A 14,576-nucleotide genomic window follows, 5' to 3' on the forward strand; every position below is an offset into this window, starting at 1 on the left:
GACAATCTACTTCAAGGCCAGCTGGCGGGTGATGGTCGGGTCGCTGATCTTGTCGTCGTCAATCAACAGCAGGGCCTTGGAGAGGATGATCGACAGCAGGGCGTCGCCCTCGAACGGCAGGTACTGCGGCGTGGTCTGCTGACGCGCCTTGGCGTCGGGGACGATGCACAGGTACTGATCGTTTGGCAGCATGAGGATGTTGCCCGAGCCCAGGTGGATCTTGTAGCTGCGCAGCTTGCCGGTGACTTCGAGGAAGCGCCCGTGCAGGGCCCATTTGTCTTTGAGCCGGGTCATGCGCGGCAGCAGTTTTTCCAGCAGCTGCTTGCGCGTTTGCGCGGTGGCGCCCAGTTCGCCGAACGAATGGTTGTGCCAGTAATCGCGGTAGCGGCCGTCCGGCCCGCCGTCGGCCCACAGCGGGTCGTTGGCCAGCGAGGCGACGCCGACGAACAGGTCGACATCGCGCATCACTTCGCTGAGCACCAGCGCCGGGACCTGCTCCAGTGGCAAGGGCGCGGCATCGTCGGCGTTGTCCCAGCGGTTCACGGCATAGCCGCCGCCACCGGCATGGGCGCTGCGTTGCGCGGCATCGATGGCGTAGAAGCGTACCTGGTCGGTGCTCAGGCGCAGGAAGGCGCCGGCTTCGTTGGTGTCGACGCCATAGTCGTCACCCACGCCCTCGATCCAGAACTCGGCACGCAAGCCCCAGGCCGGCAGCTCGCGGGTGGCCGGCGGATAGCTGTCGTCGACCATCAGCCGCAGCTTGTTGCGCCAGCCGCGGGCGGCGGCCAGGGCGTGGAACTGGTGCTGACGCAGAATGTGCGCGGCGAAGCGGTTGGAGTAGGTGGCGGTGTTGCGCTCGGCTTCGGTCAGCAGGTAGACCTCGCGGTGGGCCTGCTTGAACGGCTGGGTGATCTGCAGCGCTTCGATACGCTCGCGCCAGGCGAGGACCTCATCCAGCGGGCGGCCGATCGGATGCCAGAGGCGTACTTCGGCCTCGCTGGACGGGGTAACGGTGTTGCCATCGAGGCTTTGCAGTTCGCCCTCGGTGAACACCACGGCGTGCTGCTGGCCGGCTTCGCTGATCACCCAGATCAGCCGCCGCGCCAGGGTGCCGATCAACGGGTGGTCGAGGTAGCGCTCCTGCCATTGGCCGAACGGCCAGTGCTTTTCCAGCAGGAACAGGCTGTCCAGGCGTTCGGCCTGGGCCGGCAACATGGCGCCGATGTCCTTGAGCGCACCTTGCAGCTCCTTAAGCTCTTCCTTGTATTGAGCCTTGACCTTGGCCGGCACCGATTTCTGCGGTGTGCCGTCGGCGCGCAACCAGCTCAGGGTGGCGCTCTTGCCATCGACTTTAAGCTCGGCGACAAGCGCGCCATCATCGAAACTTTCGCGGCGCAGGCCGACCTGTTCCAGGCCGTAGGTCGGCACGCCGAGTTCTTCGATCTGGTCACGCGGCAACTGCAGGGCCTGGGCGGCGCTGGTGAAGGCTTTTTCGATTTCCTTTTGCGCCGTGCCGAACTTGACCCGTACCTTGAGCAGGGCCAGTTGCCCGACCGCTTCGCTGCTGGGGATCGAGGACAGGGCGAACACCGCCGCGTTGCCGACCTTCGGTGCCCGCGGGCCGATGCCGCGCACCTTGCGGTAGGCGCTCAGGGCCAGGCGGGCGATGGCCCGGGTCAGTTCGCTGTCGGCCAGCGGCGCGCTCATCCACAGCAGACCGCGCAGCACCGTGGCGTTGCCATCGTGCATGCGCGCGCGGTCATCGCTGCTTTCCCAGCCAACGTTGAGCAGTGCGCCGCAGCGCCCGGCATCGACCCGCGCAAACCAGCGCAGCAGGGCCTCGCGCAGTGCGCCTTCACCGACCTTGTGCAGCAGCGCCTGGGCGTTCTTCAGCCACTTCGCCGACGGTCGCGCCGAGGTCGCCGCAGCGGCCTGACGCAACAGCGCCAACCAGTCTTCGCGCACCTCGGGGCTGAATTGCTCGAGGTCTTCCAGGGCCAATTGAGTCCAGTGTTCGCAGGGCGCCAGTACCTGCCAGGCGCCGTTGCCCAGCAGCGGGTCGAGCTTGGCCATCAGCTGTTCGCCAAAGTTGCCGTAGTGACCGAGGTCAGCGCACTGGCTGCGCAGCATGATCAGCATATCGCGCAGGTTGTCGGGTATGTGCTTGAAGTGCTGCTCGATGACCCAGTCAGTAACCGTCAGGGTCGGCAGGGTGCCGTAATAGGCAAAGCGGTAGCTGGTAAACCATTGCAGCACCGGCTCGGCCAGTTGCCCGACATCGGCGCCGTTCTCCATCAGCCAGGTCATCAACGCTGGCAGTACGCCGTAGTCGAAGACATGGGAAAAGGCATGGCCTGCACTGGCCGTGCTCAGTTCACCGTTGTAGGCCACCACCCGTTCGATCAGCGCCAGCACCAGGCGCGTGCGAAACGCCGGGTCGGGGCTCAGGGCCATGACTGCCGGCAGTTTGCTCAAGGCAAAGACCATGGCATCGGGGCGACCGTGGATCTTCTGCAGCAGCGGCAGCAACTCGCCGATCAGCTCATGCACGTGGCGCAGTTCGGAGCCGGCCAGCAGCGGGTAGCCGTCCGGGCCGATGTGTTCGACCGGGCCCAGCTCGGTTTGTGGGCGGTCGTGGCGAAACGCCTGAAGTTGTTCCAGGGCCATGGTTCAGCCTCCTACCAGTGGGGTCAGTTTGATGAAATTGACCACGCTGTCGTGACGGATGGTCAGGACTTCGTCGAGGCTTTCGGCCTGACGTTCGTCGAGGAGGATGAAAAAGCCATTGCGCGCGAAGGCGTCGCAGGCGATGTCGACCTGCTTGCGCCAGTCGATGTTCGCACGCTCGATGGGAGGCTCACCATTGAGCGCGGCTTCCAGCGGCTCAGGGCTGACCAGGCGCTGGCGCCGGCTGTGGCCGGTGTCGTTGTTGCGCAGCTGGACTTCCTGGTGAACCCGCTCGCGGATCAACTGGCGCACGGTGATGGTGTCGGTGGCAAAGTGCAGGGCGAAATCGTCGAAGACTTCGCCCGAAACCGACTCGTCGCGGACGGTGAGCGTTGCCATGGGAACTCCTTTTCTGGCAAGAGGCAAAACGGATGGGCGCAAGGGTATCAGGCTGGCTCGGGGATTTCGATGCGCAGGCGCTTAGTGTTCGCTGCTGCTGATTCGCGCGCGAAAGAACTCACCCGGCGGCAGGCCGAACTGCTTGCCGAAGGCGGCGATAAACGCCGATAGCGACTCATAGCCGCAGGCCAGGGCCACGTCGGTGACCCGCTCGCCGCGCTCAAGGGCGGGCAGGGCGCTGAGCAGGCGCATGCGCTGGCGCCAGAGGCGAAAGCTCAAGCCGGTTTCACGTTGAAAGCGCCGGCTCAGGGTTTTCTCCGACACGCCGGCCTGCTGCGCCCAGGCGGTCAGCCCGGTAGGCGAATCGGGATGTGCCTGCAGGTGGCGGCACAGTGCGCGCAGGTCATGGTCAAGCGGCAGCGGCAGCATCAATTGTTGTTGTTCGGCGTGCTCCAGTTGATCGAGCAGCACCTGCGCCAGGCGCCCGTCCGGGCCCGCAGTGTCGTATTCCACCGGCAGTTCGCTGAAGGTCCGGATCAGCTCGCGCAACAGCGGATTGACCGCGATCACCCGGCACTGCGGATCGCTCCAGCCTGCCGGCGCCTGCTCCAGGTAAAGGCTGCGCAGGCAGGTGTCCTCGGCGCAGCTGACCCGGTGCTGGACCTGCGCCGGCACCCACACCGCCCGCTGTGGCGGCACCAGGTAGAAACCCTGGTCGCTGTGCACCTCCAGCACCCCGCGAATGGCATAGGACAACTGCCCCCATGGATGGGCATGGCGGTAGCCGAGCACCACGTTGGGCAGCGCCTGCACGTGGCCATACACCGGGCGCGGCAGTGCCGTCAGCTGTTCCAGCGACTGTGGGGTGAAGGCGGGCGGTTGTCCTTTTGGCGACACTGGCGGGGCGCTGGCGTTAGTGAAAATCGGGCAAAGACCTTAACGTCTGCAGCGCCACAATAACAAGCCGGGAGCGGCCATGAAGTACCTGCGGATGCTGTTCGACAATTTCACCCTGGCGTTGCTCGGGGTCATCCTCATTGCCACCCTGTTGCCCTGCGAAGGCCGTGGCGCCGTGGTGTTCGGCTGGCTGACCAACCTCGCCATCGGCCTGCTGTTCTTTTTGCATGGCGCCAAGTTGTCGCGCGAGGCGGTCGCCGCCGGTGCCGGGCATTGGCGCCTGCACCTGCTGGTATTTGCCTGCACCTTCGTGATGTTCCCGTTGCTGGGCATGCTGTTCAAGCCCTTGTTCCTGCCGCTGGTGGGCGATGAGCTGTACCTGGGCGTGCTGTACCTGTGCGCCTTGCCGGCCACGGTGCAGTCGGCCATCGCCTTTACCTCGCTGGCCCGCGGCAACGTGCCGGCGGCGATCTGCAGCGCGGCCGCCTCGAGCCTGCTGGGCATCGTACTGACGCCGTTGCTGGTGGTGCTGCTGATGGACGTCGAAGGTGACAGCGGCTCGAGCCTGGATGGAGTGCTGAAGATCGTTGCGCAACTGCTGGTGCCGTTCGTGGCCGGGCAACTGGCGCGGCGCTGGATCGGCAGCTGGGTAGCGCGCAATGCACGCTGGTTGAAGCGCGTCGACCAGGGCTCGATTCTGCTGGTGGTCTACACCGCCTTCAGCGATGCGCTGGTCAGCGGCCTGTGGCATGCGGTACCGCCGTCGCGGTTGCTGGGCCTGGCGCTGGTCTGCTGCCTGCTGCTGGCCGTGGTGCTGTGGCTGACCAGCGCGCTGGGGCGCTGGCTGGGTTTCAACCTCGAAGACCGCATCACCATCCTGTTTGCCGGCTCGAAAAAGAGCATGGCCACCGGCGTGCCGATGGCCCAGGTGCTGTTCGTGGGCGGTGGCATTGGCGCGATGATCTTGCCCTTGATGCTGTTTCACCAGCTCCAGTTGATGGTCTGTGCAGTGTTGGCCCAGCGCTATGCCGCGCGCAGCGACGAGCCTGCGCTTACAACAGAACCCCTTTGACCGGTTGCAATTGCGCCGGCGCCGCTGCGCCTTCGAGCTCGCGCACGGCGATTTCCAGGTTGCGGCACATGGCATCCAGGGCCAGGTCGTTGGGCTGGGTGTCGAACGGGTCGGCAATCTGGTCGCCCAGGGCATCCAGGCCGAAGAAGGTGTAGGCCAGCACGCACACGGCAAAGGGCGTGAACCAGCCGATGCTGTCGACCAGGCAGAACGGCAGCAAAAAGCAGTAGACGTGGACGATGCGGTGCAACATGAGGATGTAGGGGTAGGGGATGGGCGTGTTCTTGATCCGCTCGCAGCCGCCCAGCACGTACGACAGCCGGTTGAGCTGCTGATCGAGGTTGGCCTGGATCACCTCGCCGGCACCGGCGTCGCGGGCCTGGGCCATGAAGCGCTGACCGAGCACGCCAAGCAGGCGGCTGGCGGGCGCATCGCTGCTGGCCAGGGCAGTGCGTGTCGACGTGTCGAGCAGGCGCTGGCGATCGGCACTGGCCGGGCTGCCGCGCAACTGGTCGCGCAGCACGTAGGCGAAGGCGATCAGCGGGTCGAGCAGGGCACGGCGTTGGCTGGCGTCGAGGTCGGGCAGCAGGCTGAGGGTCTGGCGGGTCAGGTTGCGGCTGACGATCAGCAGCTCGCCCCACAGCGTGCGCGCTTCCCAGAAGCGCTGGTAGGCCACGGTGTTGCGAAAACCGAGGAAGATCGCCAGGGTCAGGCCCCAGAGGGTGAAGGGCGTGGCAGTGAGGATTACCTTGTACTCGAACAGGGTACCGTGGGTGGCCACCACCGCCGAGCTGATCAGTACGGTGTACAGCACCTTGCGCCAGATGGCCGGGATGATCGAGCCCTTGAGCGAGAACAGCAGGACGCGGATGGAGGGTTTTTGCGGCTGGATGATCATGCGAGGCAAGCCTTGGCAGTGGCGCGAAAATATCCGCGCCACTGTAAGGCAAAGGCGCCTGCGGTAGCTAGGCGCTGCAGAAGGTGAGGAGCCTAGCAACTCACCTGGGCAGGCTAGGCCGTTGTTAAGGTGAAGTTGTCGAGGTAGGCGTAGTCTCGGCAGATGACCACGATCCAGGCAATCTGTTCGCCGTCTGGAGCGTTGTATTTCACCTCATGATCCCTGGGCTCTCCGGTGTATGACAAAGTGGCCAGCAGGTTGCCATGCAGCCCATAGAACTCGACCTCACCAGGAAATTGCTTCCAGGTCCAGAAGAACTTCAGCTCGGAGCAAGGGAGCACAGGAGTGATCTGCAGTTTTTGCGGATTGTTCGGCTGATGGTGCTGTTGGCGTTGAAGTGTGATGGCTGGACCTTCTCGCATTCCGGGTTCTGCGGCTGTCGGTTCGATGAAGGCTTTGATGCCCAGAGGATCTTCGAGGAGCTTGATGGTCATGGTCTTGCGTAGCAGTTGAATTTCCTCACCCTGGGAAATCGTTTGTGCAGGCTGGCCATCGAGGTTTTCGGTGATGGTAACTGGGTATATCCGGATATCGTCGAAGCTGAAATCCCCGCCATGGTCACTGCCGTTGCCGGTATCGTCACGACCGATCAGTTCGATAGCGTGGGAATGTTCGCGGGCGCGGAACTGCCAGCGAAGGATCTGCCATTCAGGTGCGGTGACAGCAAACTCGCCCTCGAGGGGGATGCCATCCAGCTCAAATGACAGGTGAGGGGTCTTGGAGCTGTTGCCGTTGCGTTTTACCCGCATCGACAGATGATAGTCAGTGTCGGGCACAAGGCCTGTCAGTTCCTTACTGATCACCCTGCCTAACAGGTTACCGGCAAAGTCTTCGAAGTGCGCCCAGTGGTTGGCGCCGTCGGAGGTCACCGCCAGGGTCTGGCCGTTGGGGCCTTTCCGCCAGCCATTCCATGGGTCATTGCTGGATTCGAAATCGGTGTGATCGATAAACAGTTCCATACGCCCTGCCTCCGGGGTGGTGCCTGTCGGTCGACAGGCCTCGGTGCATTCGAGCACCGCCAGGGCGTGCTGGCTACTGGCAAAAATGCTAGGTGCCGCGGCTATTCATGGCAGCAGTGGGGTGGTTGGGCGACGTCTTCGTAACGGTCATGGTGGCGCACCCAGTCCATGGTGCCTTCCTCGTTGCGGCCCTTGGGCATCAGGTCGAGGAAGTTATAGGTGCCGACCAGAATGTCCAGGCCGCGGGCAAAGCTTGAGTAGGTATGAAACAGCATGCCGTCGGCATCGCGGTAGAACACGCTGAGGCCCGGCAGCTCGGTTTCCTCGCCCGAATACGGCGCGTAGTTGTACTGATCGCTGCCCTTGCCGCCGACGCCGAAGTCCTGGTTGAAGCTGCTGGCATGCGACGAGACCCAGGGAAACTTCCAGCCCATGCGTTGCCTGAACGCCTGGAACTGGGCGTACGGTGCACGGGATACTGCCACCAGCGACACATCGTGATGGGCCAGGTGCAGGTTGGCGCCGTCGAAGTGGTCGGCCAGGAACGAACAGCCGGGGCAGCCTTCCTCCCAGCCTTCGCCGAACATGAAGTGGTAGACCAGCAGCTGGCTGCGGCCGGCGAACAGCTCGGCGAGGTTCAGGCGGCCCTCGGGGCCTTCGAAGCGGTAGTCCTGTTCGACCCGTACCCAGGGCAGGGCGCGGCGGGCTTTGCTCAGTTCATCGCGTTGGTGGGTCAGGGCCTTTTCATGCAGCAACAGCTGGCGGCGGGCGCTGAGCCATTCGCTGCGCGAGACCACCTGGGGGTTTTGATGGTTGTCCATGGGTACGGCTCCGCTGGGGGAATGTACTCATGGTCGATTGTCGGGTGGGGGATTCGACAGGGGTGAGTGCAGGGCTGATGAACGGTGGTGAATTCATCGCGGGTCAAGCCCGCTCCCACAGGTTTTGCATCAACCCTTTGTGGCTGGCTTTAAGCCCCCACAGACCCACTGTGGGAGCGGGCTTGACCCGCGATGAGGCCAGTACAGCCAACTCATCAAGTGGTGCCCGGATTACGACCGCTTCGCGCTCGATCGCGGGGCAAGGCCCGCTCCCACTTTCAGCCGGACATCCGCCCGATCAACGCCCACAAGCGCTCATCGTCGAAATCCTCCACCACCAACTGTGCACCAGCCTCCAGCAAGACCTCGGGCCGCTGGCTGGTCGACAATCCGACGGTGAAGATCCCCGCGCCACTGGCCGCCTTCACCCCCGGCAGCGAATCCTCGAACGCCAGCGAATGCGCCGCCCGTGCCTGCAGGCGCTCAAGGCCGGTGAGGTAGGGCAGCGGGTCGGGCTTGGCCCGGGCCAGCTCTTCGGCCACCAGTACATGTGCAAAGCGTTCATTCAGGCCCATGGCGTCGAGCATGTGCACGGCGTTGGCCCGCGGCGCGTTGGTGACCACGGCAACGCCGATGCGCCGGTGCTCGGCATGTTCGAGCAGGCGCAGCAGGCCGGCGGTGGGCTGCAAGGTCGGTGACAGGGCGCGAAAACGCGCCTCCTTGCGCTCGGCAAATAGCTGGTGCTCGCTCACCGGCCGGTCCGGGAACAGGTAACGGCACAGGTCGGCATTGGCCCGGCCGCTGACGTGGGCATCGAACTCCGCTTCGGTGAACACCCGGCCTTCTTCGAGCAACAGCTGTTGCATGGCCAGCAGGTGGAGTTTGTCGGTATCGGTCAGGGTACCGTCGAGGTCGAACAACAGGGCATCAAGCATGGTCGGCTTCCGCTGCGGTGGCCGGCCATGATAACCGGATCAGCGGGGCTGGTCAGATACGTAGAAAAAGAGTACAAATGTACTCCATGAATACACTATCGCCCAAACGCCGCGCTATCCTCGACTTCATTCGTCAGCGCATCGCCGATCAGGCTCAGCCGCCGAGCCTGGCCGACATCGCCACGGCCTTCGGTTTTGCCTCGCGCAGTGTCGCGCGCAAGCATATTCAGGCGCTGACCGAGGCCGGCTTCATCGCGGTCACGCCCAACCAGGCCCGTGGCATTCGCCTGGCCGGCGTCTTGCGCCGCCCCGAGGTGCTGGAGATCCCGGTGCTCGGTCAGGTCGCCGCTGGCCGGCCGATCGGCCCGGACGTGGATATCCACGAGCAACTGATGCTCGATTCACACCTGTTCAGCCGCTCCCCCGACTACCTGCTCAAGGTGCGGGGCGACTCGATGATCGACGACGGCATCCTCGATGGCGACCTGGTCGGCATCAAGCAGCAGGCCGACGCCCGTGACGGGCAGATCATCGTCGCGCGCCTGGACGGCGAGGTGACCATCAAGCGCTTTGAACGCGCCGGCGGGCATTACCGTCTGCTGCCGCGCAACCCGGCGTATGCCCCCATCGAGGTTGGCCCGGAGCACGACTTCGTCATCGAAGGGGTGTTCTGCGGCCTGGTGAGGCGCGGCTGATGGGCGCGGTGGTCAGCCTCGACGGCCTGCTCGACCAGCAACGGGTCTGGAAGGGCCGGCCGCAGGCCTTGCCCCAGGGCCTGCAGCCCACCGGTCATGCCGCCCTGGACGCGGCGCTGCCCGGTGGCGGCTGGCCGGCCGGGGCACTGACCGAACTGCTGCTGGCGGCAGAAGGCTGTGGCGAGCTGCAACTGCTGTGGCCGAGCCTGGCGCGCCTGACCCAGGCCGGCGAGCGGGTGGTACTGATTACCCCGCCGTTCATTCCCTACCCACCGGCCTGGCAGGCGGCAGGGGTCGATCTGCAGTGGTTGGCGGTGGTCCAGGCGGGGCCAAGCGAGGTGCTCTGGGCCGCCGAGCAGTGTTTGCGCTCGGGCAGTTGCGGCGCCGTGCTGTGCTGGCCGCATAAAGCGGATGACCGCGCCTTGCGCCGCTTGCAGGTCGCTGCCGAAAGCGGCCAGACCCTGGCCTTTGCCTGTCGCCCGCAACAGGCTGCGCTCAACCCGTCACCGGCGGCACTGCGCATTGCCGTCGATGCCCTGCCGGCCCAGTGGCGAGTGCTCAAGTGCCGCGGCGGCCTGGCCCCGGCCACGCCGATTGCCTGCCCCGGGCGAGGCTGATGGATCATGCTCTGGGCCTGTATCCTGCTGCCGCAGTTGGCACTCGACGCGGCACTGCGCGCCCGCGACGACGCCGATACGCCGCTGGTGCTGCTCAGCGGCCCGGCCCAGCGCCGGGTCTTGCAGGCGGTCAATCCACCGGCGGCCGCTTTGGGCCTGCGCGCCGGGCAGTCGCTGACCACCGCCCAGGCCCTGGCCGGCAGTTTTACCTGTGTCGAGCACGACCCGGCGGCCATCGAGCAGTGGCAGCAGTTTCTGGCCGCCTGGGCCTACCGCTTCAGCTCCCAGGTCAGCCTGCATTACCCGCGGGTGCTGTTGCTCGAAGTCGAATCCAGCCTTGGCCTGTTCGGGCCCTGGCCGGCCTTTGAGGCACGGCTGCGCGCCGAGCTGCGGGCGTTGGGCTTTCGTCACCGTATTGTCCTGGCCAGCAACCCGGTGGCGGCGCGCATGCTCGCCAATGTTCACGATGGCCTGGCCCTGGACTGCCCGCAGCAAACCCGCGCGGCGCTGGAGCAGATGCCCATCGACCGTGTCGGCCTGCCCGCCGAGGCCGCCAGCGCCTTTGCCCGCATGGGCCTGCGCCAGCTCGGCCAGGTCCTGGCCTTGCCCCGTGATGCCCTGGCCCGGCGCTTTGCCGCGCCGGTGCAACTGCACCTGGACCGCCTGCTCGGGCGGCGGCCCATGGCCCTGGGATTCTATGTGCCGCCGGACCGTTTCGATGCGCGCCTGGAGCTGAACTTCGATGTCGAATCCCATCAGGCCTTGCTGTTCCCCCTGCGCCGCTTGATCAACGACCTTGCCGCCTTCCTCGCCGGGCGTGACAGTGGCGTGCAGCGTTTTGCCCTGCACCTGGAACATGCCGAAGGGCCCGATACGTGTGTGCCGGTCGGCCTGCTGGCGGCCGAGCGCGACCCTTCGCTGCTGTTCGAACTGGCCCGTGGCCGCCTTGAGCAACTGCAAATTGCCGCGCCGGTGCGCAACCTGCGCCTGCTGGCCGAAGACCTGCCGGCTTTCGTGCCGCAACGTAGCGAATTGTTCGACCCGCGCCCGCAGCAGAACCAGCCCTGGGAGCAACTGCGCGAACGCCTGCGTGCACGGCTTGGCGACGAGGCGGTGCGCGGCCTCACGGCCCAGGCCGATCACCGCCCGGAATGCGCCTGGCACAGCGGCAACGGGCCGCGTCAGGCGCCGCCAGTGTCGAGTGCGCCGCGCCCGGGCTGGCTGCTGGTCGAGCCCCAGGCCTTGCCCGGCATCGGCGTGCAGTTGCTGACCGGCGCCGAGCGCATCGAGTCCGGCTGGTGGGACGGCGGCGATGTGCGCCGCGACTACTACCGGGTGCGTACCGCCAGCGGCTTGCAGGGCTGGGCCTACCGCACCCTCGGTGAAGACGGCCCGTTGTGGCTGCAGGGCTGGTTCGCATGAGCACGCCGGGTTATGCCGAGCTGCACTGCCTGTCCAACTTCAGCTTCCAGCGTGGCGCCTCCAGTGCCCAGGAGCTGTTCCAGCGCGCCCGCCAGTATGGCTACCAGGCGCTGGCGATCACCGACGAGTGCACCCTGGCCGGTATCGTCCGCGCCTGGCAGGCGGCCAGGGCGACGGGCCTGGCGCTGATCGTCGGCAGCGAAGTGCGCCTGCACAACGGCCCCAAGCTGGTGCTGCTGGCGGAGAACCTCAGCGGTTACCAGCACCTGTGCAAGCTCATCACCTTGGGCCGGCGACGGGCGAAGAAGGGCGAGTACCAGTTGCTGCGCGAAGATTTCGACAAGCCCCTGGAGGGCCTGCTGGCGCTGTGGCTGCCGGATGCCGCCGAGGATGACCTGGCCACCGGCCGCTGGTTGCGCGAAGTGTTCGCCCAGCGGCTGTGGCTGGCGGTCGAGCTGCACCGTGGCCCGGATGATCCGCGGCGCCTGCAACAGCTGCTGGGCCTGGCCGCCAGCCTCGGCATCGCCGCGGTGGCCAGCGGCGATGTGCACATGCATGCCCGTGGCCGCCGCGCCCTGCAGGACAGCATGACTGCCATCCGCCACCACTGCAGCGTTGCCGAGGCCGGGCAGCGCCTGTTCGCCAATGGCGAGCGGCACCTGCGCCCGCTGGCGCAACTGGCCGAGCTGTATCCGCAAGCCCTGCTTGAAGAAAGCCTGCGCATTGCCGCGCGGTGCCGTTTCGACCTTGGCCAGTTGCGCTACCAGTACCCCCGCGAGCTGGTCCCCGAAGGCCAGACGGCCAGCGCCTGGCTGCGTCATCTGTGCGAGCAGGGCCAGCGCTGGCGCTGGCCCGAAGGTATCGGCGACAAGGCTCGCCAGTCCCTTGAACATGAGCTGGAACTGATTGCCGAGCTCAACTACGAAAGCTACTTCCTCACCGTCCATGACATCGTCAACTTCGCCCGGGGCCAGGGCATTCTCTGCCAGGGGCGCGGCTCGGCGGCCAACTCGGTGGTGTGTTACGTGCTCGGCATTACCGAACTGGACCCGTTGAAAAGCCACCTGCTGTTCGAGCGCTTCTTGTCCCGCGAGCGCGACGAGCCGCCGGACATCGACGTCGACTTCGAGCACGAGCGCCGCGAAGAGGTGCTGCAGTATGTGTTCCGCCGTTATGGCCGCCACCGCGCGGCGCTCACCGCGGTGGCCAGCACCTACCATGCCGCTGGTGCGGTGCGCGATATTGCCCGGGTGCTGGGCTTGCCGGCGCAGCAGATCAACGCCCTGGCCGATTGCTGCGGGCGCTGGAGCGACCGCTTGCCGCCGCCCGAGCAACTGCGCGAAGCCGGTTTCGACCCCGACAGCCCGCTGCTGCGCCGGGTATTGGCATTGACCGGCGAGCTGATCGGCTTTCCCCGCCACCTGTCCCAGCACCCGGGCGGTTTCGTGATTTCCGAGCAGCCACTGGACAGCCTGGTGCCGGTGGAAAACGCCGCCATGGAAGATCGCACGGTGATCCAGTGGGACAAGGACGACCTCGACCTGGTCGGCCTGCTCAAGGTCGATATCCTCGCCCTGGGCATGCTCAGCGCCTTGCGCCGCTGTTTCGACCTGCTGTATCGCCACCGTGGCCGCCAGCTGACCCTGGCCAGCATTCCGGCCGACTGCACGGCAACCTACGAAATGATCGGCCGCGCCGACACCGTCGGCGTGTTCCAGATCGAGTCGCGGGCGCAGATGGCCATGCTGCCGCGGCTCAAGCCGAAGAACTTCTACGACCTGGTGATCGAGGTGGCGATCGTTCGCCCCGGGCCGATCCAGGGCGACATGGTTCACCCGTACCTGCGCAGGCGCCAGGGCCTTGAGCCGGTGAACTATCCGTCCGAAGCCTTGCAGAAGGTCTTCGAGCGCACCCTCGGCGTGCCGTTGTTCCAGGAGCAGGTGATGGAGCTGGCGATGGTCGCCGGTGGTTACTCGGCGGGCGAGGCCGACCAGTTGCGCCGGGCCATGGCCGCCTGGAAGCGCCACGGTGGCCTTGAGCCGCACCGCGAGCGGTTGACCCGGGGCATGCTCGACAACGGCTACAGCGCAGAGTTTGCCGAGCGTATCTTCGAGCAGATCAAGGGCTTTGGCAGTTATGGCTTTCCTGAATCCCACGCCGCCAGCTTCGCCTTGCTGACCTACGCCAGCTGCTGGCTCAAGTGCCACGAGCCGGCGATCTTTGCCTGCGCGCTGATCAACAGCTGGCCCATGGGCTTCTACAGCCCCGACCAGATCTTGCAGGACGCCCGCCGTCACCGCATCGAGATCCGCCCGGTGGATGTCTGCCACAGCGACTGGGACTGCAGCCTGGAGCCGGGGGCAGGGCAGGCCCTGGCCATTCGCCTGGGCCTGCGCCAGGTGCGCGGCTTTCGTCAGCAGGATGCCCAGCGTATCGAGCAGGCCCGGGCCGAGCGCGGCTGGCGCGATGTCAGTGACCTGTGCCAACGGGCACGCCTGGATGCCCGCGCCCGTGAGCTGCTGGCCGATGCCGGGGCCTTGCGTGGCCTGGCCAGCGACCGCTACCGGGCGCGCTGGAGCGTGGCGGCGGTGCAGGCGCAACTGCCGTTGTTCGCCGGCATCGAGGCACCGCTGGAAGCCCCGGTGGATTTACCGCAGCCGTCGCTGAGCGAGGACATGTTCGCCGACTACGCCAGTGTCGGCACCACCCTCGGCCCGCACCCGCTGACCTTGTTGCGCCGCCGCCTCACGGCCCTGGGCTGTCGCAGTGCGCAGGCGCTGGAGCAGGCCGAACACGGCGACCGGGTCAGCGTGGCGGGGCTGGTGACCGGGCGTCAGCGGCCGGGGACGGCCAGCGGGGTGACTTTCGTCACCCTTGAAGACGAGTTCGGCAACGTCAACGTAGTGGTCTGGCGCGACCTGGCCGAGCGTCAGCGCCGGGTGCTGGTGGGCTCGCAACTGATGCGGGTGACTGGGCGGCTGGAGTGCGAGAGCGGGGTGCGGCATCTGATTGCCCAGCGCCTGGAGGATCTGAGTCCGCTGTTGCAGGGGCTGGATGTGCGGAGCCGGGATTTCCATTGATTGGGGCTGCTACGCAGCCCATCGCCGGCAACGCCCCACAGGGGATCGGTGGGG

General features: G+C 66.2%; 12 protein-coding genes. 5 read left to right on the plus strand and 7 right to left on the minus strand.

Annotated elements, in window-relative coordinates:
- Positions 1 to 6 precede the first annotated feature (6 nt).
- From KHO53_RS21425 to KHO53_RS21435, 3 genes are all read right to left on the minus strand, one after another.
- Positions 7 to 2,667 carry a DUF4132 domain-containing protein gene (locus tag KHO53_RS21425; protein WP_213570795.1) on the minus strand — a complete coding sequence of 887 codons (2,661 nt, stop codon included), beginning with the start codon at positions 2,665 to 2,667 and terminating at the stop codon, positions 7 to 9.
- A gap of 3 nt (positions 2,668 to 2,670) precedes the next feature.
- Positions 2,671 to 3,066, minus strand: a complete 396-nt coding sequence (locus KHO53_RS21430) for a hypothetical protein (protein WP_010221781.1) — start codon at positions 3,064 to 3,066, stop codon at positions 2,671 to 2,673.
- 81 nt (positions 3,067 to 3,147) lie between these two features.
- Positions 3,148 to 3,963 (minus strand): AraC family transcriptional regulator, encoded by an 816-nt coding sequence (locus tag KHO53_RS21435; RefSeq protein WP_100782217.1) that lies wholly within the window; start codon positions 3,961 to 3,963, stop codon positions 3,148 to 3,150.
- Positions 3,964 to 4,042: 79 nt separating this feature from the next.
- Here KHO53_RS21435 and KHO53_RS21440 point away from each other — a divergent pair, with 79 nt between their 5' ends.
- Positions 4,043 to 5,035, plus strand: a complete 993-nt coding sequence (locus KHO53_RS21440) for a bile acid:sodium symporter family protein (RefSeq protein ID WP_213570796.1) — start codon at positions 4,043 to 4,045, stop codon at positions 5,033 to 5,035.
- On the opposite strand, the gene KHO53_RS21445 is transcribed toward KHO53_RS21440, so the two are convergent.
- The 4 genes from KHO53_RS21445 to KHO53_RS21460 all read right to left on the minus strand — a co-directional run bounded on the left by KHO53_RS21445 (position 5,016) and on the right by KHO53_RS21460 (position 8,708).
- A complete protein-coding gene (locus KHO53_RS21445) occupies positions 5,016 to 5,933 on the minus strand; it encodes a bestrophin family protein (protein ID WP_010221784.1) in 918 nt (305 codons plus the stop codon). The genes KHO53_RS21440 and KHO53_RS21445 overlap by 20 nt on opposite strands.
- Positions 5,934 to 6,046: 113 nt before the next feature.
- Entirely contained in the window at positions 6,047 to 6,952 is a 906-nt protein-coding gene (locus KHO53_RS21450; protein ID WP_159388462.1) for a hypothetical protein, read from the minus strand.
- 101 nt (positions 6,953 to 7,053) lie between these two features.
- Complete coding sequence (locus KHO53_RS21455; protein WP_213570797.1) at positions 7,054 to 7,773, minus strand: DUF899 domain-containing protein; 720 nt, start codon at positions 7,771 to 7,773, stop codon at positions 7,054 to 7,056.
- A 278-nt stretch (positions 7,774 to 8,051) separates the two neighbouring features.
- On the minus strand, positions 8,052 to 8,708 hold the full coding sequence (locus KHO53_RS21460) for an HAD family hydrolase (RefSeq protein ID WP_213570798.1): 657 nt from the start codon (positions 8,706 to 8,708) through the stop codon (positions 8,052 to 8,054).
- A gap of 77 nt (positions 8,709 to 8,785) precedes the next feature.
- Between KHO53_RS21460 and lexA the strand changes: the two genes are divergently transcribed.
- From lexA to KHO53_RS21480, 4 genes are read left to right on the plus strand one after another with little or no spacing between them, the layout of a single operon-like run.
- Complete coding sequence (gene lexA / locus KHO53_RS21465) at positions 8,786 to 9,403, plus strand: transcriptional repressor LexA (protein ID WP_026001228.1); 618 nt, start codon at positions 8,786 to 8,788, stop codon at positions 9,401 to 9,403.
- The gene (gene imuA / locus KHO53_RS21470; protein WP_010221789.1) at positions 9,403 to 10,020 is read left to right on the plus strand and encodes a translesion DNA synthesis-associated protein ImuA; all 618 of its coding nucleotides are present in this window, start codon (positions 9,403 to 9,405) and stop codon (positions 10,018 to 10,020) included. The genes lexA and imuA overlap by 1 nt, the downstream gene beginning before the upstream one ends.
- A gap of 6 nt (positions 10,021 to 10,026) precedes the next feature.
- Positions 10,027 to 11,442 carry a Y-family DNA polymerase gene (locus tag KHO53_RS21475; protein ID WP_213570799.1) on the plus strand — a complete coding sequence of 472 codons (1,416 nt, stop codon included), beginning with the start codon at positions 10,027 to 10,029 and terminating at the stop codon, positions 11,440 to 11,442.
- Positions 11,418 to 14,522 (plus strand): error-prone DNA polymerase, encoded by a 3,105-nt coding sequence (locus KHO53_RS21480; RefSeq protein WP_213570800.1) that lies wholly within the window; start codon positions 11,418 to 11,420, stop codon positions 14,520 to 14,522. Before KHO53_RS21475 ends, KHO53_RS21480 begins: the two co-directional genes overlap by 25 nt.
- The last annotated feature ends 54 nt before the right edge of the window (positions 14,523 to 14,576 follow it).

Origin of the sequence: Pseudomonas sp. RC2C2 (genome assembly GCF_018390435.1) — a bacterium.
Lineage (GTDB): Bacteria > Pseudomonadota > Gammaproteobacteria > Pseudomonadales > Pseudomonadaceae > Aquipseudomonas > Aquipseudomonas donghuensis.